The sequence below is a fragment of the Parasphingopyxis sp. genome, from assembly GCF_052168275.1.
Classification (GTDB): domain Bacteria; phylum Pseudomonadota; class Alphaproteobacteria; order Sphingomonadales; family Sphingomonadaceae; genus Parasphingopyxis.
In genome coordinates this window covers 1-22,221 of sequence record NZ_JBQLZM010000107.1, presented here as the reverse complement: position 1 = coordinate 22,221, position 22,221 = coordinate 1, and the positions used below count along the sequence as shown (strand labels likewise).

General features: G+C 62.8%; 17 protein-coding genes. 6 read left to right on the top strand and 11 right to left on the bottom strand.

Going from position 1 to position 22,221, the window contains the following annotated elements; translation table 11 throughout:
- Window positions 1-31 precede the first annotated feature (31 nt).
- A complete protein-coding gene (locus ACTS1X_RS09530) occupies window positions 32-1,684 on the bottom strand; it encodes an electron transfer flavoprotein-ubiquinone oxidoreductase (protein ID WP_442614155.1) in 1,653 nt (550 codons plus the stop codon).
- Between the two features lie 113 nt (window positions 1,685-1,797).
- Here ACTS1X_RS09530 and ACTS1X_RS09525 point away from each other — a divergent pair, with 113 nt between their 5' ends.
- The 3 genes from ACTS1X_RS09525 to moaB are packed head-to-tail and all read left to right on the top strand — an operon-like array spanning window position 1,798 to window position 4,821.
- Window positions 1,798-2,550, top strand: a complete 753-nt coding sequence (locus ACTS1X_RS09525; protein WP_442614154.1) for a uracil-DNA glycosylase family protein — start codon at window positions 1,798-1,800, stop codon at window positions 2,548-2,550.
- Complete coding sequence (locus ACTS1X_RS09520; protein ID WP_442614153.1) at window positions 2,547-4,304, top strand: lytic transglycosylase domain-containing protein; 1,758 nt, start codon at window positions 2,547-2,549, stop codon at window positions 4,302-4,304. The genes ACTS1X_RS09525 and ACTS1X_RS09520 overlap by 4 nt, the downstream gene beginning before the upstream one ends.
- On the top strand, window positions 4,294-4,821 hold the full coding sequence (gene moaB / locus ACTS1X_RS09515) for a molybdenum cofactor biosynthesis protein B (protein WP_442614152.1): 528 nt from the start codon (window positions 4,294-4,296) through the stop codon (window positions 4,819-4,821). Before ACTS1X_RS09520 ends, moaB begins: the two co-directional genes overlap by 11 nt.
- Here moaB and ACTS1X_RS09510 read toward each other — a convergent pair.
- Window positions 4,808-5,572: a hypothetical protein gene (locus ACTS1X_RS09510; RefSeq protein ID WP_442614151.1), complete on the bottom strand. Its 765-nt coding sequence runs from the start codon at window positions 5,570-5,572 to the stop codon at window positions 4,808-4,810. The two genes, moaB and ACTS1X_RS09510, sit on opposite strands and share 14 nt — an antisense overlap.
- 68 nt (window positions 5,573-5,640) lie before the next feature.
- Here ACTS1X_RS09510 and ACTS1X_RS09505 point away from each other — a divergent pair, with 68 nt between their 5' ends.
- Complete coding sequence (locus tag ACTS1X_RS09505; RefSeq protein WP_442614150.1) at window positions 5,641-6,714, top strand: PA0069 family radical SAM protein; 1,074 nt, start codon at window positions 5,641-5,643, stop codon at window positions 6,712-6,714.
- Here the strand turns inward: ACTS1X_RS09505 and ACTS1X_RS09500 are convergent.
- From ACTS1X_RS09500 to proS, 6 genes are all read right to left on the bottom strand, one after another.
- Window positions 6,711-8,309 (bottom strand): long-chain fatty acid--CoA ligase, encoded by a 1,599-nt coding sequence (locus ACTS1X_RS09500; RefSeq protein WP_442614161.1) that lies wholly within the window; start codon window positions 8,307-8,309, stop codon window positions 6,711-6,713. The two genes, ACTS1X_RS09505 and ACTS1X_RS09500, sit on opposite strands and share 4 nt — an antisense overlap.
- Window positions 8,310-8,399: 90 nt before the next feature.
- Entirely contained in the window at window positions 8,400-11,909 is a 3,510-nt protein-coding gene (gene dnaE, locus ACTS1X_RS09495) for a DNA polymerase III subunit alpha (RefSeq protein WP_442614149.1), read from the bottom strand.
- A 68-nt stretch (window positions 11,910-11,977) separates the two neighbouring features.
- A complete protein-coding gene (locus tag ACTS1X_RS09490; protein ID WP_442614148.1) occupies window positions 11,978-12,454 on the bottom strand; it encodes a glutathione peroxidase in 477 nt (158 codons plus the stop codon).
- The gene (locus tag ACTS1X_RS09485; RefSeq protein WP_442614147.1) at window positions 12,451-13,137 is read right to left on the bottom strand and encodes an ABC transporter ATP-binding protein; all 687 of its coding nucleotides are present in this window, start codon (window positions 13,135-13,137) and stop codon (window positions 12,451-12,453) included. Before ACTS1X_RS09485 ends, ACTS1X_RS09490 begins: the two co-directional genes overlap by 4 nt.
- Window positions 13,130-14,380 (bottom strand): lipoprotein-releasing ABC transporter permease subunit, encoded by a 1,251-nt coding sequence (locus ACTS1X_RS09480; RefSeq protein WP_442614146.1) that lies wholly within the window; start codon window positions 14,378-14,380, stop codon window positions 13,130-13,132. Before ACTS1X_RS09480 ends, ACTS1X_RS09485 begins: the two co-directional genes overlap by 8 nt.
- On the bottom strand, window positions 14,377-15,696 hold the full coding sequence (proS, locus tag ACTS1X_RS09475) for a proline--tRNA ligase (protein ID WP_442614145.1): 1,320 nt from the start codon (window positions 15,694-15,696) through the stop codon (window positions 14,377-14,379). The genes ACTS1X_RS09480 and proS overlap by 4 nt, the downstream gene beginning before the upstream one ends.
- A gap of 471 nt (window positions 15,697-16,167) precedes the next feature.
- On the opposite strand from proS, the gene ACTS1X_RS09470 reads away from it, so the two are divergent.
- Both ACTS1X_RS09470 and ACTS1X_RS09465 read left to right on the top strand, forming a co-directional pair.
- The gene (locus tag ACTS1X_RS09470; RefSeq protein ID WP_442614144.1) at window positions 16,168-17,679 is read left to right on the top strand and encodes an MFS transporter; all 1,512 of its coding nucleotides are present in this window, start codon (window positions 16,168-16,170) and stop codon (window positions 17,677-17,679) included.
- A gap of 12 nt (window positions 17,680-17,691) precedes the next feature.
- Window positions 17,692-18,732, top strand: a complete 1,041-nt coding sequence (locus ACTS1X_RS09465) for a glutathione S-transferase family protein (RefSeq protein WP_442614143.1) — start codon at window positions 17,692-17,694, stop codon at window positions 18,730-18,732.
- 6 nt (window positions 18,733-18,738) lie between these two features.
- Here ACTS1X_RS09465 and ACTS1X_RS09460 read toward each other — a convergent pair whose 3' ends face one another.
- The 3 genes from ACTS1X_RS09460 to ACTS1X_RS09450 all read right to left on the bottom strand — a co-directional run.
- Window positions 18,739-19,818 (bottom strand): DUF2855 family protein, encoded by a 1,080-nt coding sequence (locus ACTS1X_RS09460; RefSeq protein WP_442614142.1) that lies wholly within the window; start codon window positions 19,816-19,818, stop codon window positions 18,739-18,741.
- A gap of 27 nt (window positions 19,819-19,845) precedes the next feature.
- Window positions 19,846-20,547: a Crp/Fnr family transcriptional regulator gene (locus tag ACTS1X_RS09455; RefSeq protein ID WP_442614141.1), complete on the bottom strand. Its 702-nt coding sequence runs from the start codon at window positions 20,545-20,547 to the stop codon at window positions 19,846-19,848.
- A gap of 52 nt (window positions 20,548-20,599) precedes the next feature.
- Window positions 20,600-22,221, bottom strand: a 1,622-nt coding sequence (locus ACTS1X_RS09450) for a CTP synthase (RefSeq protein WP_442614140.1), incomplete at its 5' end; no start/stop codon positions are given.

Sequence of the window (22,221 nt, the reverse complement as noted above, 5' to 3'; positions counted from 1 at the left end):
GAGGAAGAGCGCCGTGCGCCCGACGAAACGCTTACATATTGGGATAATTGGGTCCTCCGCCGCCTTCGGGAACGACCCAGTTGATGTTCTGGGTCGGGTCCTTGATGTCGCAAGTCTTGCAGTGAACGCAATTCTGCGCATTGATCTGGAACCGCGGATTGCCGGCTTCGTCCTCGACGAACTCGTACACGCCGGCCGGGCAGTAGCGCTGCGAGGGCCCCGCATAGAGCGGCAGGTTGTACGCGACCGGCACGTCCGGATCCTTCAGCGTCAGATGGACCGGCTGGTCCTCCTCGTGATTGGTGTTGGAGAGGAAGACCGAGGACAGGCGATCGAAGCTGATCACGCCGTCGGGCTTCGGATAGTCGATCTTCTTCACCTGGTCGGCGCGCCACAGGCTTTCATTGTCGGGGTGATGGCCCATCGTGAACGGCATGCGGATTCCGAGATGTTCGGCCCACATCGTCATGCCCGAGAGAATCGTACCCATGAAATTCCCGTATTTCTCGACCAGCGGCAGCGTGTTGCGGACCTTGCGCAGCTCCTTGTAGACCCAGCTGTCCTCATAGGCCTGCTCATAGGCGGTCAGTTCGTCGCCGGCGCGCTCGGCATGGACCGCCTCGAACGCGGCTTCGGCGGCCATCATGCCGGTCTTCATCGCGGTGTGGCTACCCTTGATCCGCGGGACGTTCACGAAACCGGCCGAACAGCCGATCAGCGCGCCGCCCGGGAAGGCGAGCTTGGGCACCGACTGCCAGCCGCCATCGTTGATCGCGCGCGCGCCATAGGACACGCGCTTGCCGCCCTCGAGGATCTCGCGGATCGCGGGATGCTGTTTCCAGCGCTGCATCTCCTCGAACGGCGAAAGCCAGGGGTTGGAATAGTTGAGCCAGGTGACGAAACCGAGCGCGACCTGCCCATTCTCCTGGTGATAGAGGAAGCCGCCGCCGTTTGCCTCGTCGAGCGGCCAGCCCTGGGTGTGGATCACGCGGCCCGGCGCATGCTTGTCCGGCTCGATGTCCCAAAGCTCTTTGATCCCGAGACCATAGACTTGCGGCTCGGAGTTCGCATCGAGTGCGAACTGCTTGATCAGCATCTTCGACAGGTGCCCGCGCACCCCTTCGGCAAAGAAGGTGTATTTGGCGTGGAGCTCCATGCCCGGCATGTAATCGGGCTTCTTCTCGCCGTTGCGCGCGATGCCCATGTCGCCGGTCGCGACGCCCTTCACCGATCCGTCCTCGTTGTAGAGGATCTCGGCGGCCGCGAAGCCCGGGAAAATCTCGACGCCCATGGCTTCCGCGCGGCTGGCGAGCCAGCGGCAGAAATTGCCCAGGCTGACCGTGTAAGTTCCCTTGTTGTTCATGAAAGTTGGCATCATGAAGTGCGGGAATTCGCGCTTTTTCGTTGCCGAGAGGATCCAGTGATGGTTTTCGGTGACCGGAACCGTCAGCGGATTGTCGTCGAAATCGCGCCAGTCCGGGAAAAGTTCGTCCAGCGCCTTCGGATCGACCACCGCCCCCGACAGGATATGCGCGCCAACTTCGCTACCTTTTTCGAGGATGCAGACCGAAATCTCCTTCCCCGTCTCCTCGGCCAGCTGCTTGAGCCGGATCGCCGCGGCAAGCCCCGCCGGGCCGGCACCGACAATCACGACGTCATAGGGCATGGATTCCCGTTCGGACATGTTCGCGCTTTCTCCTTCAGCCGACCGTGTTTCGCTCATATCGTCGCGGCCAGCAACCAATCTATCAGATAGTCACTGCCCGGCGATTGACCACGCCGTCAACCTTCGACTCTATGGAAAACCAAGCAAAGCGGGGGTGCAAAGCGATTAACAACGACGCAGACAATCTGGTTCGCTGGTGGCGGGAAGCCGGCGTCGACACGATCGTCGCCGACGAACCGCGCAGCTGGCTGGAGGAAGCCAAGTTGCCCGGGAAAACGGGCCGGACGGTCGAGCCGAAAGCCGTCCCCTCCGCCGCTTCGTCCAAACCCCTGCAAATGCCGGCCGATCTCGGCGCGTTTCGCGAATGGCTATTGTCGACCGACGCGCTGGACGGCCCTGCAGGCGACAGGCTCGACGCGATCGGCGATCCCGCCAGCGGGCTGATGATCCTCGTCGACATGCCGGACAAGGGCGATCGGCAGGCCGGCCAGCTGCTTTCGGGCGACACCGGCCGGCTGTTCGATCGTATGCTCGCGGCCATCGGCCGGGATCGCGTGTCGGCCTATATCGCACCGCTGTCGCCGATGCGCATGGCCGGCGGAGCGATCGACGAGACGGGATTCGATACGCTGACCCGCGCCGCGCGGCATCACGTAGCCCTGGCCAAGCCGGGCCAGCTGCTGGTGATGGGCGATACGCCGAGCCGTGTTTTTTGCGGGTCCAGCCTCAATGAAAGCCGTGGAAAGACACACATTTTTAACCATGATGGCGGCACTGTGTCGGTGACCGCAACTTTCCATCCGCGGTTCCTGCTCCGGCAGCCCCGCCTCAAGGCGCAAAGCTGGAAGGATCTGCAGATGATGACCGAAGGGATGACTGCGTGAAACTGAATCTCCTTGCCGCTAGCGTTCTGATCGCCGCCGCTGGTCCGGCTCTTGCCGATAGCGCCAGCATCGCGCCTGCCGGCATCGGTTCTTCGCAAGCCGATCTGGACTCGGTGCTCGATCGCAGCGAGCGCGAGGCCTATCGGCAGATTTTCGCCGATATCCGGAATCGCAATTGGGAAAGTGCCGAAGGCCGTCTCGCCCGGGCGCCGCGCGGTATCCTGCATCCCGTCGCCCGTGCCGAACTCTATCTGGCCGCGGGCTCGCCGCGCGTCGAGCTCGAGCCGCTGCGCGCGCTGCTCAACGATGCGCCCGACCTCCCCGATGCGAACCGTATCGCCGGCCTCGCCGAGCGCCGGGGCCTCGATCACATGCCGAGACTTCCGGAAGCGCAGACCTTGCGCCGGCTGCCCGGTCCGTCGCGCCGCGGCGTCGCCCGGCCCGTAAGCGACGACAGTGCAGCACGCGCCCTGGTGCAGCAAATCCGCCCGCTGATCGTGGACGACAGCCCGCGCGAGGCGGAGAACCTGCTCAACCAGCATGGCGGCGGCCTGTCACCCGCGGGGCTGACCGAAGTGCGCCAGCGGGTCGCATGGTCCTATTATCTGACGGGCGACGATCGCAACGCGCAACGGCTCGCGAGACAGGCCCGCACGGGAACCGGCGACTGGGCCGTCCACGCGGACTGGGTCGATGGGCTCGCCTCCTGGCGCGCCCGCGATTTCGACGCGGCGGCCGATGCCTTCGCATCGGTCGGACGCCGCGCGCCGGACGCCGAGAAGCGTACGGCGGGCCTTTACTGGGCCGCCCGCGCCGAAATGGCCCGCGGACAACCCGAAAACGTCCAGAATCTCCTGCGCACCGCTGCGCAAATGGACGAGACTTTCTACGGTCTTCTGGCCGCGCAGACGCTCGGTATCGCGGAAACACCGGCGCATCGTGAAATGCTCTCGCCCGGTTGGGATTCGGTGGCGACCGAGGCCAACGCCCGGCGCGCGATGGCTCTGGTCGAGATCGGCGAACGCGGTCTGGCCGAACAATATGTCCGCCATGGCGCGACGATCGGCAATCCGCACCATCACGACGCCTGGCTCGATCTCGCCAATCGGTTGAGCCTGCCGAACGCCGAACTGTGGATCGCGCGCAATGCGCCGGTTGCCCATCATCCGTCGGCGCGAGACCGTTTCCCGGCGCCCGGATACGAGCCCGTTGGCGGCTGGCGGGTCGATCGCTCGCTGGTCTACGCCCATGCGCTGCAGGAATCGAATTTCCGGCCCGACGTCGTTAGCCATGCCGGCGCCCGCGGCCTGTTGCAGCTGATGCCTGGAACGGCCAGCGACATTGCCCGCCAGCGCGGGGAAACGATCAACGCCGCGCGACTCAACGTGCCCGAGGTCAATATCGAATATGGCCAGCACTATATGGAGCGGATGCGCGATTTTCCCGGGACGCAGGGCCTGCTCCCCAAGGTGATCGCCTCCTATAACGCCGGCCCGGGAGCGGTGGTGAACTGGGAAGGCCGGCTGCGCGACCGCGGCGACCCCCTGCTCTATATCGAGAGCATCCCCTTCTACGAAACCCGCGGCTATGTGCCGATCGTCCTCAGGAACTACTGGATGTACCAGCGCAATGCGGGCGAAGAGACGAGCAGCCTCGGCGCACTCGCCCAAGGCATGTGGCCCCGTTTTCCGGGCACGCCCGGGGCGGTCGCGGTCCGGCTTTCGGGCCAGGGGGGCACGCGCGTTGCCGATTGACGAAAGCGCCGAGTTCAAGCCGGTCAGGATCGCCCTCCTGACCGTTTCGGACACCCGCAATCTCGAGCAGGACAGTTCCGGCGATATTCTCGAACAGCGCCTGACCGATGCCGGGCATGAACTCGCCGCGCGCCAGATCGTGCGCGACGAACTGGGCGATATCGTGTCCCGCCTGCATGCCTGGATCGACGATCCCGAGATCGACTGCGTGATCACGACGGGCGGCACCGGGCTGACCGGCCGCGACATTACGCCGGAAGCGCTGAAACGAGTGCAGGAACGGGAGATTCCGGGTTTTGGCGAGCTATTCCGTACTCTCAGCTATGAAAAGATCGGGACCTCGACGATCCAGTCGCGCGCTTGCGGCTGCGTCGCGCGCGGCACCTACATCTTTGCGTTGCCGGGCTCGAACGGCGCGGTGAAGGATGGCTGGGACGGCATTCTCGCGACCCAGCTCGACAGCCGCTACCGCCCCTGCAATTTCGTCGAGCTGATGCCCCGCCTCACAGAGGCGTAGAAATCCAGATCTCCCAGAGCCGCGCGTCGGGATGCGCGACGTTCGTCTCGAAATAGCTTTCGCCCTCGACTCCGGCATAGTTGCCGCCATAGCGGCCCGATGGACGATTGCGATCATCCTCCATCACCTGGGCGACGTCCGATTCAGCGCGGAAACTGTACGCGTCCGGCGCTTCGGCGAAGGACACATATTCGCGCGCCTCATTTTCGTAGCTGAAGCCGAAACGCGCTTCGCCATATGCATCGACCGCATCGGCAACGCTCGTTCCGGGCCCCACGCCCTCGGCCGTCCGGCACTGGTCCGCATAGACGCCCATCGCAATCACCGGAATATCCGGACGATATTCCTCGACCTCATAGCTTTCGAAGACCACGCACAGGGAATCCTCGCCATCGGAGCGCGTACATAGCGATCCGAAATCCACCATATAGACGGGCTGGAAACTGAGGGCCGTGCCGGCCGGGAAGGCTTCGACGAATTCGCCAAGCGTTGCCGGGTTTTCGATTCCGGCCATGCCGGTTTCGGTTATCAGGCATTCCGGGTCGAAACTGTCGCCGCTACCCTCCGATCGAACCAGCGTCGTGCCTTCCGCCGCTTCCGCATCGAAGGTCAGGCCCTGAGCATCGCCTCGCAGGGCCTCTCGCCCCGCGTCGACATTATCGTCCGACTCCGGCTCTGCCGCAGGCTGCGACGTGCAGCCGGCCAGTACGATAATGGGCGCCAGCAATGCAGCGCCAATCCGTTTCTTCATCGCGCGTCTCCCAATTTTCACCGACGACCATTGCGCAGCGCAGACGCATATGGCAAGTTGTTCTTGTTATGTTCTCATCAAAAGCAAAGGGGCGCGGCGCCACCATCAATACACCGTCCGGCCGATTCAACCTGCCGGGGCGGGAAGCGGACGGCGACTGGCTCGATGCGCGCGAAGCGATCGACGGCGCGCCCCATCCGATCCGAACCCAGGTCACGATCGAGCGCCCCAAGACCATATTGTCGCGCAACCGATCGCCCGATGTTCCGTTCGATCGTTCGATCAACGCCTATCGCGGTTGCGAACATGGGTGCATCTACTGTTTCGCCCGCCCAACCCATGCCTTTCACGATCTCTCGCCGGGGCTCGATTTCGAGACCAAGCTGTTCGCCAAACCCGATGCACCCCGACTGTTGCGAGAGGCGCTGTCCAAACCCGGCTATCGCGCTTCGCCGATCGCCATGGGAACGAATACCGACCCCTATCAACCGATCGAAAGCCGGTACCGGATCACGCGGGACTGTATCGCGATCCTCGCCGAAACCCGTCACCCGTTGACGATAACGACCAAGTCCGACCGGGTCGTTCGCGATATCGATCTGCTGGCCGATATGGCAAAGGACAAGCTGGCGGCGGTCGCCATTTCCGTGACATCGCTCGATCCGAAGGTGCACCGGACGCTCGAACCCCGGGCCCCATCCGCAAGAAAACGACTGGCGGCGATCACGGCACTCAGCGAGGCCGGCATCCCGACCTATGCGTCGATGTCTCCAATCGTCCCGGCGATCACCGATCACGAGATCGAACGTCTCGTCGAGGCGGTCGCAGAGGCGGGTGCCAAAGCCGCCTTCTTCATTCCGCTGCGCCTGCCGCACGAAATCGCGCCGCTCTTCCTGGCCTGGCTCGACGCCTATTATCCCGACCGCGCCGGCAAGGTGATGAATATCGTCCGGTCGATCCGGAACGGGCGCGACAATGACCCGAATTTCTTTAGCCGGATGCGCGGTTACGGCCCTTGGGCCGAATTGATCCAGACGCGCTTCGCCAAGGCCTGCCGCAAACACGGGCTGAACCAGGAACGGATCGCGCTGCGCTCCGACCTGTTTCGCCCGCCCGCCGGACCGCAGGGCGAATTGTTCTAAGCCGTTTCGAGCTTGTAGTCCTTGTACTCGTCGCGCAGCGCCCGCTTCAGGATCTTGCCGGTCGCCGTATGCGGCAGCTCGTCGACGAATTTGACCTCGTCTGGAAGCCACCATTTGGCGACCTTGTCCTTCAGATAGTCGACTACGTCCTCGCTGCTGAGATCGGCGCCGTCCTTTTTGACGATCAGCAGCAGCGGGCGCTCGTCCCATTTCGGATGATAGACGCCGACCGCCGCGGCCTCGGCCACGCCCGGACAGCCGACCGCCGCATTTTCGAGCTCGATCGAACTGATCCACTCGCCGCCCGACTTGATGACGTCCTTGGCTCGGTCGGTGATCTGCATCGTGCCGTCGGGATGGATGACGGCGACGTCGCCGGTATCGAACCAGTTGTCGCCACCGACGCACTTGCCGCTCTCGTCCTGGAAATATTGGTCGAGCACCCAGGGCCCGCGCACATGGAGGCTGCCCGAGCTTTCCCCGTCGCGCGGCAACGCGTTGCCGTCATCGTCGACGACGCGGATCTCGACGCCGAACGGCGTACGGCCCTGTTTGCAGATGATGTCGACCTTTTCGTCGAAGCTCAGTTCGTCCCAGTTGGGCGGTCGCATCCCGATCGTGCCGATCGGCGAGGTCTCGGTCATGCCCCAGGCATGGAGGACGTAGACGCCGGCCTCCATCAGCCGCTCGATCATCGCGCGCGGCGCGGCCGAGCCGCCGATCACGACCATCTCCAGCTTGCCGTAATCGACCGTGTTCGCATCCATATGCTGGAACATGGCGAGCCAGACGGTGGGAACGCCGGCCGAATGGGTTACGCCCTCGTCCAGCATCAGGTTATGCAGAACGCCGCCATCGTTGGAAGCGGAGAAGACCATCTTCGATCCGGTAACCGCGCAGGCGAACGGCAGGCCCCAGGCATTGGCGTGGAACATCGGAACGATCGGCAGCATCACCGAGCGCTGCGAAAGGTTCATCGCATCGGGCTGGCCTTCGGTGATCGCATGGATAACGTTGGAACGGTGTTCGTAGAGCACGCCCTTGGGGTTGCCCGTCGTTCCGCTCGTATAGCAGAGCCCGCACGGTTCGCGCTCGCTGCCCTCGACCCATTCGTAATCGCCATCCTCAGCGTCGACGAGGCTACGGAAGGTCGGATACTCGCCATCACCATCGAACAAAATGAAATGCTCGATAGTCTTGAGCTGGTCCTTCAGGCCCTCGACGATCGGCTCGAACATCTTGTCGAACAGCAACACCCGGTCTTCGGCATGGTTGATGATATAGACGAGCTGCTCAGCGAAGAGCCGCGGATTGATGGTGTGGACGACGCCGCCCATCCCGCTGATCCCGTACCAGGCCGACAGGTGGTGCCCGTGGTTCATCGCGAGCGTCGCGATGCGATCGCCCTTTTTCATGCCCAGCTTTTCGAGCGCCTGCGCGAATTTGCGGGCGTCCTCGGCGATCCCCGCCCAGGTCGAGCGCGTGGTGCTGCCATCGGCCCAGCGCGTCACGATCTCGCGCGTGCCGTGCTCGCGCGCGGCATGGTCGATGATGTTGCTGATGCGCAGCGGCGCGTCCTGCATTCCTCCAAGCATGGTCATCCTCTCGGCTGTCTGGGTTTTTCGCTTACCTTAACCGCAAGCGGGCGGCCGTCCAGTACCTAATGACTGCTGAAGCCCAGAAATTCAGGAAACGAGCGCGAGCTTCGGCCGCTGTTCGTCGGCCGAGCCATTATCGACGGAAAGCCGCGCCTCGATTACGCCGGGAAGCCCACGGATCGTTTCCGCCCGTTCGGCGTCGAGGACAAAGTTCCGGCCGAGTACCACATGCGCGCAACCACCTTCCGGCAGCGACGCTTCGAACACGACCGTCCCGCGTCCGTCACCGTTCGCCCCGAGATGCTCGGCAAGCCGCTCCAGCGCAGCCGGCTCCGCGAGCGACACAGCCATCATCATCCGCTTGCTGTTCGACAAGGTCTCGAGCGGTTGGAACTGGCGCACCGTTATGCGCGGCATGTCCTCGCCCGGCTGCCAGTCGAGTTCGACATGGAGCAGGCCGCAACTGCCTGTCTTGGCCGCTTCCTCGAGTTCAAGCCGCGGCCCTTCGTCGAACGCGCTGGCGAAGAACTGGCCCGAATTGTCCGACAGCGTCGCCGTCGCAAACGGATTTCCCCGCCGCGATGTGCGCTTGCGGACATTTTCGACCATACCGGCCATGACGGCCGAAATCCGCCCGCCCTCCGTGGGTGCCGGCATCGCGCAGAGCGCGCCGTAACTTTGCGCGCCGAAGGCGTCGGTCAGATGCTTGTAATTGTCCACCGGATGACCGGAAAAGTAGAAACCGAACGCCTCCTTTTCCTGCGCCATGCGTTCGGCCAGCGGCCACTGGACCGCATCGGACAGGCGTATATGGGCAATATCCGCGTCGCCGCCATCGGCGAACAGGCCGCCCTGCCCCGTCTCCCTCGCATCGGCCGCGCTCGATGCGATCGCCAGGATGGTTTCCGCGGCAGCGAATACGGCGGGGCGATTCTGTTCGAGACCATCGAACGCCCCGGCGCCGGCCAGGCTTTCGAGCTGGCGCTTGTTCAGGAGGTGAGGATCGACCCGCGCGGCAAAGTCGTCGAGGCTGGCGAACGGCCCTTCGGCTTCGCGCTCGGCGACCAGCTGCTCCATCGCCTTTTGTCCAACACCCTTGAGCGCGGCCAGCGCATAGCGGACGGCGTGTCCGTCGCCCTGCTCCTCGACCGAGAAAACCGCTTCGCTCGCATTCACGCAGGGCGGCAGGCAGGTGATATCGGCGCGCCGCATATCCTCGAGGAAGATGCCGAGCTTGTCGGTGTTCCCCATGTCGTAGCACATCGAGGCCGCGTAGAATTCGTGCGGGTAATGGGTTTTGAGCCAGGCCGTCTGATAGGCGATCAGCGCATAGGCCGCGGCATGGCTCTTGTTGAAACCGTAGCCGGCGAATTTGGCGATCAAGTCGAACAATTCGTTCGCCTTGCCCGATGCGATATCGTTGCGCGCGCATCCCGATACGAACCGATCGCGCTGGGCATCCATTTCCGCCTGGATCTTCTTGCCCATCGCCCGACGCAGCAGGTCGGCATCGCCGAGCGAGTAGCCGGCGAGCACCTTGGCCGCTTCCATAACCTGTTCCTGGTAGACGAAGATCCCGTACGTCTCTTTCAAGATCGGTTCGAGCTGGGGATGCGGATATTCGATTCTCTCCAGCCCGTTCTTCCGCGCGCCGAACATCGGGATATTGTCCATCGGGCCGGGCCGATAGAGCGAGACGAGCGCGATGATGTCCTCGAAACAGGTCGGCTTCACAGCCGCCAGGGTGCGCCGCATCCCTTCCGATTCCAGCTGGAACACGCCGACCGTGTCGCCGCTCTGGAGCAGTTCGTAGACCTTTTCGTCGTCCCAGCCGAGCCGGTCCAGGTCGACGTCGATGCCGCGCTGGGCAAGCAACTGAACCGCCTTTTTCAGGACCGAGAGCGTCTTGAGTCCGAGAAAGTCGAATTTGACGAGTCCCGCCTTCTCGACATTCTTCATGTCGAATTGGGTAACGGGAATGTCAGACCGCGGATCGCGATAGAGCGGGACAAGCTTGTCGAGTCGCCGGTCGCCGATGACGACGCCGGCCGCATGGGTCGAGCTGTGGCGCGGCAGGCCTTCGAGCTTCATCGCAAGATCGATCAGCTTCTTGACGTCGGCATCGGTTTTATATTCGGCCTCGAACTCCGCCACGCCGTTCAAAGCGCGTTCGAGACTCCAAGGATCGGTCGGGTGGTTGGGCACCATCTTGGTCAACCGATCGACCTGGCCATAGGGCATTTGCAGCACGCGCCCGACATCGCGCAGCACGGCGCGCGACTTCATCGTTCCGAAGGTGATGATCTGGGCGACCTGGTCGCGGCCATATTTCTGCTGGACGTAGCGGATCACTTCGCCGCGCCGCGTTTCGCAGAAGTCGATATCGAAGTCGGGCATCGACACGCGTTCCGGGTTGAGGAAGCGTTCGAACAGCAGGCCGAGCTGCAACGGATCGAGATCGGTGATCGTCAGCGCCCAGGCGACGACCGAGCCCGCCCCCGAACCGCGTCCCGGCCCCACGGGAATTCCCTCGCCCTTTGCCCATTTGATGAAATCGGCAACGATCAGGAAATACCCCGGAAAACCCATCTCGATGATGATATCGAGCTCATATTCGAGCCGCTCGACATAAGGTTTGCGAATCTCGTCGGTCAGCGCATCGCCGTGGATCGCCGCGAGCCGGAGTTCGAGCCCGGCCCTGGCATCTTCTCTCAGCTGTGCGGACTCGCCCTCGAGATCGCCGGCGACACTGGGGAGGATCGGATCGCGCTTGGGCGCCGCGAACGCGCAGCGCTCGGCGACGACCAAGGTGTTGGCGAGCGCTTCCGGAAGGTCGCGGAACCGTGCTTCCATAGCCTCGTGCGGAACGAGCCACCCCTCTGCGGGACTATGCCGCCGATCGTCGCTTTCGACATAATTGCTGTCGGCAATGCACAGCATGGCATCATGCGCGGCATGGAAATCCTCGCGCTGGAAAAAAGCGGGATTCGTTGCGACAAGCGGCAGATCGCGCGCATAGGCGAGATCCAGCAGCGCTTCTTCGCTCGCCTCCTCGACCGGGTCGCCGCGTCGGCTGATCTCGATATAGAGCCGCTCCGGAAACAGATCGATCAGCCGATCGGCATAGGCGAGCGCTGCCTCGATCTGTTCGCTTTCGAACAACCGGGCGAGCGCCCCTTCGCCGCCGCCGGTGAGCGCAATGAGGCCGTGGGTGCTTCCCTCCAGCGCCTCGAACGGCACATGCGGTGCCTCTTCGAGCGGCCGGTCCAGATGCGCCTCGGACACAAGCGCGCACAGATTGCCGTATCCTGCCTCGTCCTGCGCCAGCAGCGGCAGCCAGTCGATGATGGGGGCCTCGCCCTCCGCGCGGCCCGGCCGGGCGACCGCCAGCAAGGTACCGATAATCGGCTGCACGCCTTTCTCGAACGCGGCCGCGCAGAAGGGCATCGCGGCATAAAGGCCATTGCGGTCGACCAAAGCGGCCGCCGGAAAGCCGAGCTCGCGGGCGCGCGCCGCAATCTCCTTGGGCTGGATCGCACCCTCGAGCATCGTATAGGCCGAGAATATTCGCAAAGGGACGAAGGGAGCGGAGCGCATGGCCCGTTTATGGGCGGCGCTTGCGATTCTTCAAAGCCGATAATCGATTTACAATGTGGATAGCGGCTCTAGCCGAGCAGCGCGACGATATCCTTCTCGATCTGATAGGGCTTGGTCGTGGGCGCATAACGCTGCACGACGTTGCCGTTGGGATCGACGAGAAACTTGGTGAAGTTCCACTTGATCCGGTCGCCGGCAAGCCCGCGCTTTTGCTCGCGCAAATGTTTGAAGAGCGGATCGGCATCGGCACCGTTCACATCGATCTTCCCGAAAAGCGGGAAGGTGACGTCATAGGTCAGCGTACAGAAATTGGCGATCTCGTCCGCATCGCCCGGCTCCTGCGCGCCAAACTGATTGCAGGGAAAAGCCAGAATCTCGAACCCGCGAGCCTTGTATTTGCGATACAGTTCCTCGAGCCCCGCATATTGCGGCGTGAACCCGCATTTCGACGCGACGTTGACGATCAGGACGGTTTTGCCGGCATAGTCGACCAGCGCCTGCTCCGCCCCATCCGGCAGTTTTACGGAAAAATCGAACACGCTCATATGGCGCTCCTTTCGAGGTGGCCTTCGTGCAGGCGATACACCTGATCGGTCTTTTTCGCGAGCCGCTCGTTATGCGTGGCGATCAGGGCTGCGCTGCCCTCCTCGCGCACCAATGCAAGAAATTCGGCCAGCACGATATCGGCGGTTGCTTCGTCGAGATTGCCGGTCGGCTCGTCCGCCAGCACCAGCGATGGCCGGTTGGCAAGCGCCCGGCCGACGGCCACCCGTTGCTGCTCGCCGCCAGAAAGCTGCGAGGGACGATGGTCGAGACGATGGCCGAGCCCGAGCCGGTCCAGCAAGGATGCCGCCCGCGCTTCCGCCTCGTCCGGCATCGCGCCGCGGATCAGCTGCGGGATGATCACATTCTCCTTGGCCGAGAAATCCGGCAGCAGATGGTGGAACTGGTAGACAAAGCCCAGATGGTCGCGCCGGAGCCGGGTCCGCGCGTCGTTTTCCAGGTTCGCCGCCTGTTCGCCGTCGATGGCTATCGATCCGCTGAACCCGCCCTCGAGCAGCCCGACCGCCTGCAGCATCGTCGACTTGCCCGAACCCGACGGCCCGAGAAGCGCTACGATCTGCCCCTTGTCGATGCGGATATCGACGCCGCGCAGCACTTCGATCGTCACGCTGCCCTGCTGGAAACTGCGCGCAAGATTGCGGACTTCGAGAACCGTCTCACTCATAGCGCAACACCTGCACTGGATCGGTGCTCGCCGCCTTGAAGGCCGGATACAGGGTGAAGACGAACGCCGAACCCATGGCGAGCGCAACGATGGCGAGTATTTCGAGCGGATCGGTGCGGGCCGGCAGTTCGGTTATGAAGCGGATCGACGGGTCCCAGAGGTTCTGGCCCGTGATCACCTGAATGAAGTTCACGACATTCTGCCGGAAGTGCAACAGCACGAAACCGAGTATCAATCCGGCGATCGTTCCCAGCGCGCTCGTCGTCAGCCCGATCGTCAGGAAGATCTTCATCATCGAGCGCCGTGTCGCGCCCATCGTCCGCAGGATCGCGATGTCGCGTTTCTTGGCGCGAACCAGCATGATGAGCGACGAGAGTATGTTGAACACGGCGACGAGGATGATCAGCGACAATACCCAGAACATGACGACGCGTTCCACCGCCAGCGCGTCGAACAGCTGGCTGTTCATCTCGCGCCAGTCGGTCAGCACGCCCTGCCCGGCAAAGTTGATCGCGATCGGCTCCAATATCTCTCCGACATTCTCCGGGTCGGTCGTGTCGAACTCGATCATGCCCACTGCATCGTCGAGGAGAAGCAGGGTTTGTGCGTCCTCCATCGGCATCAGCACGAACGCCTTGTCGAAATCGTAGACGCCGACTTCGAAGATCGCCGCGACGTCATAGGACACGATGCGCGGGACGGTGCCGAACGGCGTCGTGCGTCCTTGCGGCGAGATCAGGCTGATCTGTCCGCCGGTAACCGCTCCGAGCGCTGTCGCGAGGCGCGAGCCGATAGCCACCCGGTTGCTGCCCGGCATCAGCAGCGACATATCGCCGGCGACGATGTTCGAGTTGATCGTCTCGTTGGTCCGGATATCCTCCACCCGCATGCCGCGTGCCAGCACGCCTTCGACCCGGCCGTCATAGCTCGCCATCAATGGCTGCTCGATCAGCGGCGTCGCCGATACGACGCCCTCGATCTCACGCGATTCCTCGAGGATTTCCTGCCAGTCCGGCAAACGCCCGCTATAGCCCTGCATCACCGCATGGCCGTTCAGCCCGACGATCTTGTCGAACAGGTCCGCACGGAAGCCGTTCATCACGCTCATCACGACGACCAGCGCCATCACGCCGAGCATCACCGCGACGAGGCTGATCGACGCGACGACGAAGATGAACCGCTCCCCCTTGCCGGGCAGCAGATAGCGTTTGGCGATCATCCGCTCGTGGCGGGACAGGATCATGCAAGTTTCTCCAGGGCGGCGTCCGGGCTCACCTCTTCGCGCGCTCCGGTTGAACGGCGCTTTAACTCGACCGCGCCATTTTTGAGGCCGCGCGGCCCGACGACCAGCTGCCAGGGCAGCCCGATCAGGTCCATGGTCGCGAATTTCGCACCGCCGCGTTCGTCGCGGTCGTCATAGAGGACCTCGACCCCCGCCGCCTGGAGCTTCGCGTACAGATCGTCCGCCGCCGCCGCACAGGCATCGTCGTCGACGCGCATGTTTATCAGACCGACTTTGTAAGGCGCGACCGGTTCCGGCCAGACGATGCCATCCTCGTCATGGCTCGCCTCGATGATCGCGCCGACAAGCCGCGAAACGCCGATCCCGTAGCTGCCGCCGACCGGCGTGACCATCTCGCCGCCGGGCCCGGGTACCTTGAAATCGAGCGGCGCCGAATATTTGTCGGCGAAATAGAAGATATGGCCGACTTCGATGCCGCGGGATTGCCGGATATCCTCGCCCAGCTCCCATTCGCGCGCTTCGTCGCGCTTCTCGTCGGTTGCGGCATAGTCGGCCGTCATCGAGTCGACGAACGTCTGCAACGCTTCCGTGTCGCGGGCGTCCACTTCGAACTGATCGGCCGAACGCAGTTCCTCCCAGTTGCGATGAAAGAACACCTCGCTCTCGCCCGACGGGGCCAGGATGATGAATTCATGGCTGAGATCGCCGCCGATCGGTCCGGTATCGGCCTGCATCGGGATCGCGCGCAGCCCCATCCGCGCGAACGTCCGCAGATAGGCGATGAACATTTTGTTGTAGCTGTTGCGCGCGCCGGCTTCGTCGAGATCGAAACTGTACGCGTCCTTCATGAGGAATTCGCGGCCGCGCATCACGCCGAAGCGCGGGCGGATCTCGTCGCGGAACTTCCACTGGATATGGTAGAGAATGCGCGGCAGATCGCGATAGCTGTTCATGCCGCCTTTCACGATCGCGGTCAGCATGTCTTCGTTGGTCGGACCGTACAGCAGGTCGCGCCCCTGACGATCCTCGATCCGCAGCATCTCGGGGCCATAGGCGTCATAGCGGCCCGTATCGCGCCAGTAGTCGGCCGACTGGATGGTCGGCATCAGCATCTCGACCGCTCCGACGCGATCCTGTTCCTCGCGCACGATCTGCTCGATCTTCTTCAGCACGCGATGGCCGAGCGGCAGCCAGGCATAGATGCCGGACGATGTCTGACGGACGAGACCCGCACGCAGCATCAGCTTGTGACTGACGATCTCTGCATCGGCGGGCGTTTCTTTGGTGACGGGCAGAAAATAACTGGAAAGACGCATGGTTAAGGGGTCCGGAAATGGGCCGTTGGTAAGCCGAGTCTCTAGGCGGGCGGCAGGTCCGCCGCAAGCATCAAGGCCGTTGCGCGCCTGTTGCGCTGACGTCACACGCGCAAACTTATTGTTGCCCGAATCCCTCTACCCCCATGACAAGCGCCAATCGAATGGCTTAGCAACCTGTTTCACGTCACGCGCCTAACGGCCGTGGTTCAGGGAGGTTCCCCGCTGCACACCTTGAGGGGAAGGGATGTGCGCGAACCGGGAGCCGACAAAAGGGGGCGAACAGGTGTTCGTCACGTCTGTGCCCGGGCCTCACGGTCCGGGCACTTTCGTTGTCGGCCTGCCCAAATCCGACATTGGGAGCGGCGGTACGGTCTGTTGGCGGTCGAACGATGGCGTGTCCGCCCGGAGCGATTTGCCACGGGCGATCGTTCGCTTCATAACAAAAGAAAAGCCGCCCGAGAGGGAGTCTGTATGAAGGAACCGCCCGCCTCGGGCCAGCTGGCCCAGGAACGCGAACTGTTGCGATCGGCCCCGGCAGAGAGCGGCACACCCAAGAAACTGTCGACGGGCACGAAGCTCGCTTACGGTTTCGGTTCGGTCGCCTATGGCGTCAAGGACGGCGGGCTCAAATATTTCCTGCTCTTGTTCTACGCGCAGGTCATCGGCGTCGATGCGAGGCTTGTCAGCCTCGCGATACTGATCGCGTTGATCTCCGATGCGTTCAGCGATCCGATCGTTGGCTACTGGTCGGACAATTTCCGATCCCGGTGGGGCCGACGCCATCCCTTCATGTACATCGCCGCGGTGCCGATATCGGTCAGCTATTATTTCATCTGGAACCCGCCCACGGGTTGGAGCGAAAACGCGCTGTTCTGGTACATCGTCGTCCTCGCGATCATCATCCGGACTTTCATAACCTTTTTCGAAACGCCCAATACCGCGCTCACCCCCGAGCTCACCCAGGATTACGACGAGCGCAGCACGCTGCTGGGCTTCCGTTACTATTTCGGCTGGACCGGCGGAAACGCGATGACGGTCATCAACTTCGCGATGATCTTCCCGGCCTTCGCGACGCTCGCAATACCCAACGGCCAGTTCAATCCCGAAGCCTATTCGCTTTACGGAATGATCGCAGCCGGCCTCATCTTCACCGCCATCATGGTATCCGCGGTCGGCACGCACTCCCGAATTCCCCATCTCCAGGCCCCGCCGCCGAAACGCGAACTGACTCTCGGCAAGATATTCCGCGAAATATTCGAGACGCTCTCGAGCCGGTCCTTCTTCGCGCTGTTCATCGCCGCGCTTCTCGCCTTCACGGCAAGCGGACTGGCCGCGGGTCTGGCGTTTTATTTCGGAACCTATTTCTGGGGTTTCAGTCCCCAGCAGCTCGGGATGATAACCTTCGGCGTTTTCGTGTCGGCGATCATCGGTGCGACACTGGCGCCGATAGTGACGCGCAAACTCGGCAAGAAGCGCGGCGCGATCACCATAGGTCTTATCGCCTTTCTCGGCGCACCGATGCCGATCTTTCTGCGGCTCATCGGCGTATTGCCGGGCAATGAATCGCCGTTCATCTTCTGGTTCTACCTGATCGCCAACACGATCGATGTCGGCCTGATCATCTGCTTTCAGATACTCGCCGCATCGATGATCGCGGATCTCGTGGAACAGGCGGAAGTGAAAACCGGGCGGCGATCCGAAGGCCTGTTCTTCGCGGCTTCCACGTTCATGCGTAAATGGGGCGAAGGCCTCGGCATCGTGGTCGCCGGTTTCGTTCTTGCCGGTGCCGGCCTCGCGACCGGCGCCGTTCAAGGAGAAGTGTCAGAAGAAACGCTCTGGAATCTGGGCGCGGTATATGTACCGACGATCCTCGCGCTCTGGATGGCGATGATCGGCTTTATCAACTTTTACAGTCTCGACCGGAGCGGACATGAGGATAATCTTCGTGAACTTGCCAGGCGCCGCGGCGCGCCGGCCGACTGACCGACTGGTGAAATGACCGTCTCGACAACCTCCGGCCGTATCGAGCTGATGGGCGCCCCCGGATCGCCCTACACGCGCAAGATGATCGCCTATCTGCGCTATCGACATCTTCCGTATTCGCTGCACTGGGGCGGCGTTCGCGGCGGGCCGGACGGCTATCCGGAGCCGAAGGTCAGGTTGCTGCCAACCTTCTATTTCCGCGGTGGAGACGGCGGGATTGAGGCCATGGTCGATTCCACGCCGATCATTCGGCGGCTCGAATCCGATTATGATGGCCGCGCAACGGTTCCCACCGATCCGGTACTCGCTTTTCTCAATCATCTGATCGAGGATTATGGCGATGAGTGGCTGACCAAGGCGATGTTCCATTATCGCTGGGCCCACAGGGCGGACGCCGAGAATGCGGGCCCCCTTCTCGTCTACTGGTCGCATCCGACGATGCCGAAGGACGAAGCCAACACGATGGCGGACATGTTTTCGAAGCGGCAGATCGACCGGCTCTATGTCGTGGGATCCAATGACACGACCGCCGCGACGATCGAGGCGAGCTTTGCCCGCCTGCTCGCTATTCTCGACGCCCTGGTGGAGGAGCAGGGCTTCATTCTCGGCGCCCGTCCCTCCTCGGCCGATTTCGCGATCTACGGCCAACTCACCCAGCTGGCGGTCGTCGAACCCACTTCGAGTATACTCGTCAACAGGCATCACCCGCGCGTCCGCGCCTGGGTCGATCGCATCGAGGATTTGTCCGGGCTCGAACCGGAGCCCGGCCACTGGCTGGACCCCGATGCTGCGATCCTGCCGTTCAGGCCGCTTCTGACCGAAATCGGACGTGTATACGCGCCGTTCCTGCTCGCCAATGCGGAGGCCGTCATGGCCGGTCGGAAGGATTTCGAGACCGAAATCGACGGCCGGGCCTGGGCGCAGCCGGCTTTCCCGTATCAGGCCAAATGCCTGTACTGGATACGCGAAGCTTTTGAAGACCTGTCGGCCGACGGCAAGGCGCGGGTCCGGGTCGTGCTGGACGGCACCGGATGCGAGCCGCTTCTCGGCTAGGATGCCCTAGAGCGACAGAATGAAGCCGTCGCGGGGGCTCGCCTCGCCGGGAAGCAGGGTCGCATAGGTTTCGCCGACAGCGTCTCCGCCCTCGCGGCGGATCACGTCGACCCAGCTTTTCGCATCGCCGATAAAGCCGGCCCAAGCCTTTCCGACTTCCGCGGCAAAGGCCTCCGGTCCGAGTTCGTCCGTCATTGCGACGACGTGATCCGGGGCAAAAAACAAAATCGGCGCCGGGCCCGCGATATCGTTCGCAAGACCGCGGGCGTCCCAATGAGTCGCGCCGACAAGACAGCTATATTTGAGATTGTCGGCGAAGTGATTGTGGATAGCGGAAAGGGTTTGGCCGTTACCCGCGAAATCCACCACGACCGACGGCATGGCCTGGTCGAGATCGCCGACCGCGTCGTAAGCGACCACCCGATCATACAATCCCAGCCCCTCGACAAATTCGACATTGCCCACGCTGGTCAGCCCGACCCGCTCGATCTCGGGGCTGCGTGCCTTGGCGACCTGCGCCAGTGCCATGCCGGTTTTCGAGGACGCGCTCGTCATCAACAGCGATTTCGCGCCGAAATAATCCTGGCGGCGCATGAACGCCTCGATGAGGAAAGAGGTCATGAACAGCGGCTCGAACAGCGCCCGATATTCTTCGAGATCGGGATTATGGGCGGGATCGACCGCGAGGCGGCGGTAGTTGTTGTAGACCCGATTCATCGGCTGGCGATGAGCCGCCATGTCGAGAAAGGCGCCGTCCGTGACCTTGTCGGGCTGGACGACCAGATGCGACGACATCGGCAGATAGCCGTAGACACGCTCGCCCTCGGCAATGTCGGGGTGACGCGACGCCGCGACGGTCGCAAAACCCCAGACCGGGATACGGCCCCAACCCTCTTCGGCCGGAAAGAAATTCCAATAGGCCATCTGCTCGCCGACCACAGCATAGGTGATGTTGTTCGCGGTCAGCGCGAATTTCTCGATCTCGAGCAGCACCTCTCCTTGGGCAAGCTCGCCAAGATCGGTTTGGGCCAGCCGCGTTTGATTGAGATCAGACTTGCTGACGAGAAAATCCGTCGAAATGGTCATCGATTATCCTTTTCCAGAATCCGGGGATCAATCGCCGAGCGCGGCGATCTCCCAAAGCGCATTGCAATCGATAATCCGGATCTTGCCCTGATCCAGTTCGATCAAGCCGGAATCGGCCCAGGCCGATAGCTGGCGATTGATGTTTTCGCGACTGATCCCGACGAAATTGCCGAGTTCGCTCTGGCTGATATCGATCTTGAGCTTCTGGCTGACGGCCTCTTCATCCGTCAGCCGCTGAAGATAGCGGGCAAGCCGCGGTCCGGCCGAAAAGGCCCGATCGCTTTCAACCGTGAGGTTCATCTGGCGCAGCCGCCTCGCCATTTCCTGCAGCATCCGCAGCGCCACCGAAGGATTGCCGGCGATGAAATCCTCGCATTGGGATCGCGACAGCCGCATGACGCTGCCATCCTCCACCATGGTCACCGTGGCCGTCCGTTCGCCGCCATCGAGCAGGGCGATTTCGCCGATAACGGTTCCCGGTTCGAGATAGTCGAGCACGATCTCGCGGCCATTGGCAGACACCATGTTCACCCGTGCGGTGCCGGTGACGAGGATGATCGCCGAATCACCCGGGTCGCCCTGATGGATCAGTATTTCGCGCTTCGGCGCGAACTCGACTTTCGATCGCGAAAGAAGGTCGTTGAGTTGGTCGGGATCGCACGCGGCTAGCAGCGATCCTTCGGGCAGAATCCGTAGCAGGTCCTGCGCGTTCATGCTTTCGACGGCCATTCAACCCTCCCCTCGAAAAAGGTGCGAGGCCGGTATGCCGTATCGCCGCGCTTTAGACCAGACGCGACTGCCTCACCGCCGCCTCGATGAAGCTCGCGAACAGCGGGTGCGGGTCGAACGGTCGGGACTTGAGCTCCGGATGGAACTGGACACCGACGAACCAGTCATGATCGGGGCGCTCGACGATCTCCGGGAGCTCGCCATCGGGCGACATGCCCGAGAATATCAGACCGCCCTTTTCGAGCGCGTCGACATAACGGGTATTCACCTCGTAGCGATGCCGGTGGCGCTCGCTGATGCAGTCTGCGCCGTCGTAGATCGCCGAGACATGGCTGTTGCCCGTGAGCTTGGCGTCATAGGCGCCGAGCCGCATCGTGCCGCCGAGATCGCCGCCCTTTTCGCGTTTTTGCAGCCCTTCCTCGGACATCCATTCGGAGATCAGGCCGACGACCGGTTCGGCGGTCTCGCCGAACTCCGTCGAGGATGCGTTTTCGATACCGGCGAGATTGCGCGCGCCCTCGATACAGGCCATCTGCATGCCGAAACAGATGCCGAAATAGGGTACGTTGCGTTCCCGCGCGAAGCGGACAGAGGATATCTTGCCTTCCGCCCCGCGCTCGCCGAACGCGCCGGGAACGAGAATGCCGTGCAGCGGTTCGAGCTGGGCCGCGATGTCGCTGTCTTCCTCCTCGAACAGCTCGGCATCGATCCAGCGGATATTGACCTTCACGCGGTTCGCGATCCCGCCATGGACCAGCGCTTCATTGAGCGACTTGTAGGCATCCTGCAGCCCGACATATTTGCCGACGACGCCGATGGTGACTTCGCCTTCGGGGTTCTGGAGGCGGTCGTTGATATCGACCCATTTGGAGAGTTCGGGCTCGGGTGCGTCCTCTATGCCGAAGGCGCGCAAAACCTCATCGTCGAGCCCGGCCTCGTGATAGGTAAGCGGAACGGCATAGATGCTCGGCGCGTCGAGCGCCGGGATGACCGCGCTCTTCCGGACGTTGCAGAAAGCCGCGATCTTCGCGCGCTCGCCGTCCGGCAGCGGCTGCTCGCAGCGGCAGACCAACACTTCGGGCTGAATGCCGAGTGAGGTCAGTTCGCGCACGCTGTGCTGGGTCGGTTTGGTCTTCAACTCGCCGGCGGCCGCGATATAGGGCACGAGCGTCGTGTGGATCGACACCGACTGCCCCCGGCCCAGTTCGTTCCTGAGCTGCCGAATCGCCTCCATGAAGGGCAGGCTCTCAATATCGCCGACCGTGCCGCCGATCTCGCAGATCACGAAATCGAGATCGCCGAGATCGGCCTTGGCGAAATCCTTGATCGCATCGGTGACATGCGGGATCACCTGGACGGTGGCGCCGAGATAGTCGCCGCGCCGTTCCTTGGTGATGATCGTCTGGTAGATGCGGCCCGAGGTCACATTGTCGGACTGGCGCGCCGAAACGCCGGTAAAGCGTTCATAATGGCCGAGATCGAGATCCGTCTCGGCGCCGTCGTCCGTCACGTAAACTTCGCCGTGCTGATAGGGCGACATGGTTCCCGGATCGACGTTCAGATAGGGATCGAACTTGCGTATGCGGACCTTGTAACCGCGCGCCTGCAGCAGCGCTGCGAGGCTTGCCGCCATGAGACCCTTGCCGAGCGAGGAAACCACGCCGCCGGTGACAA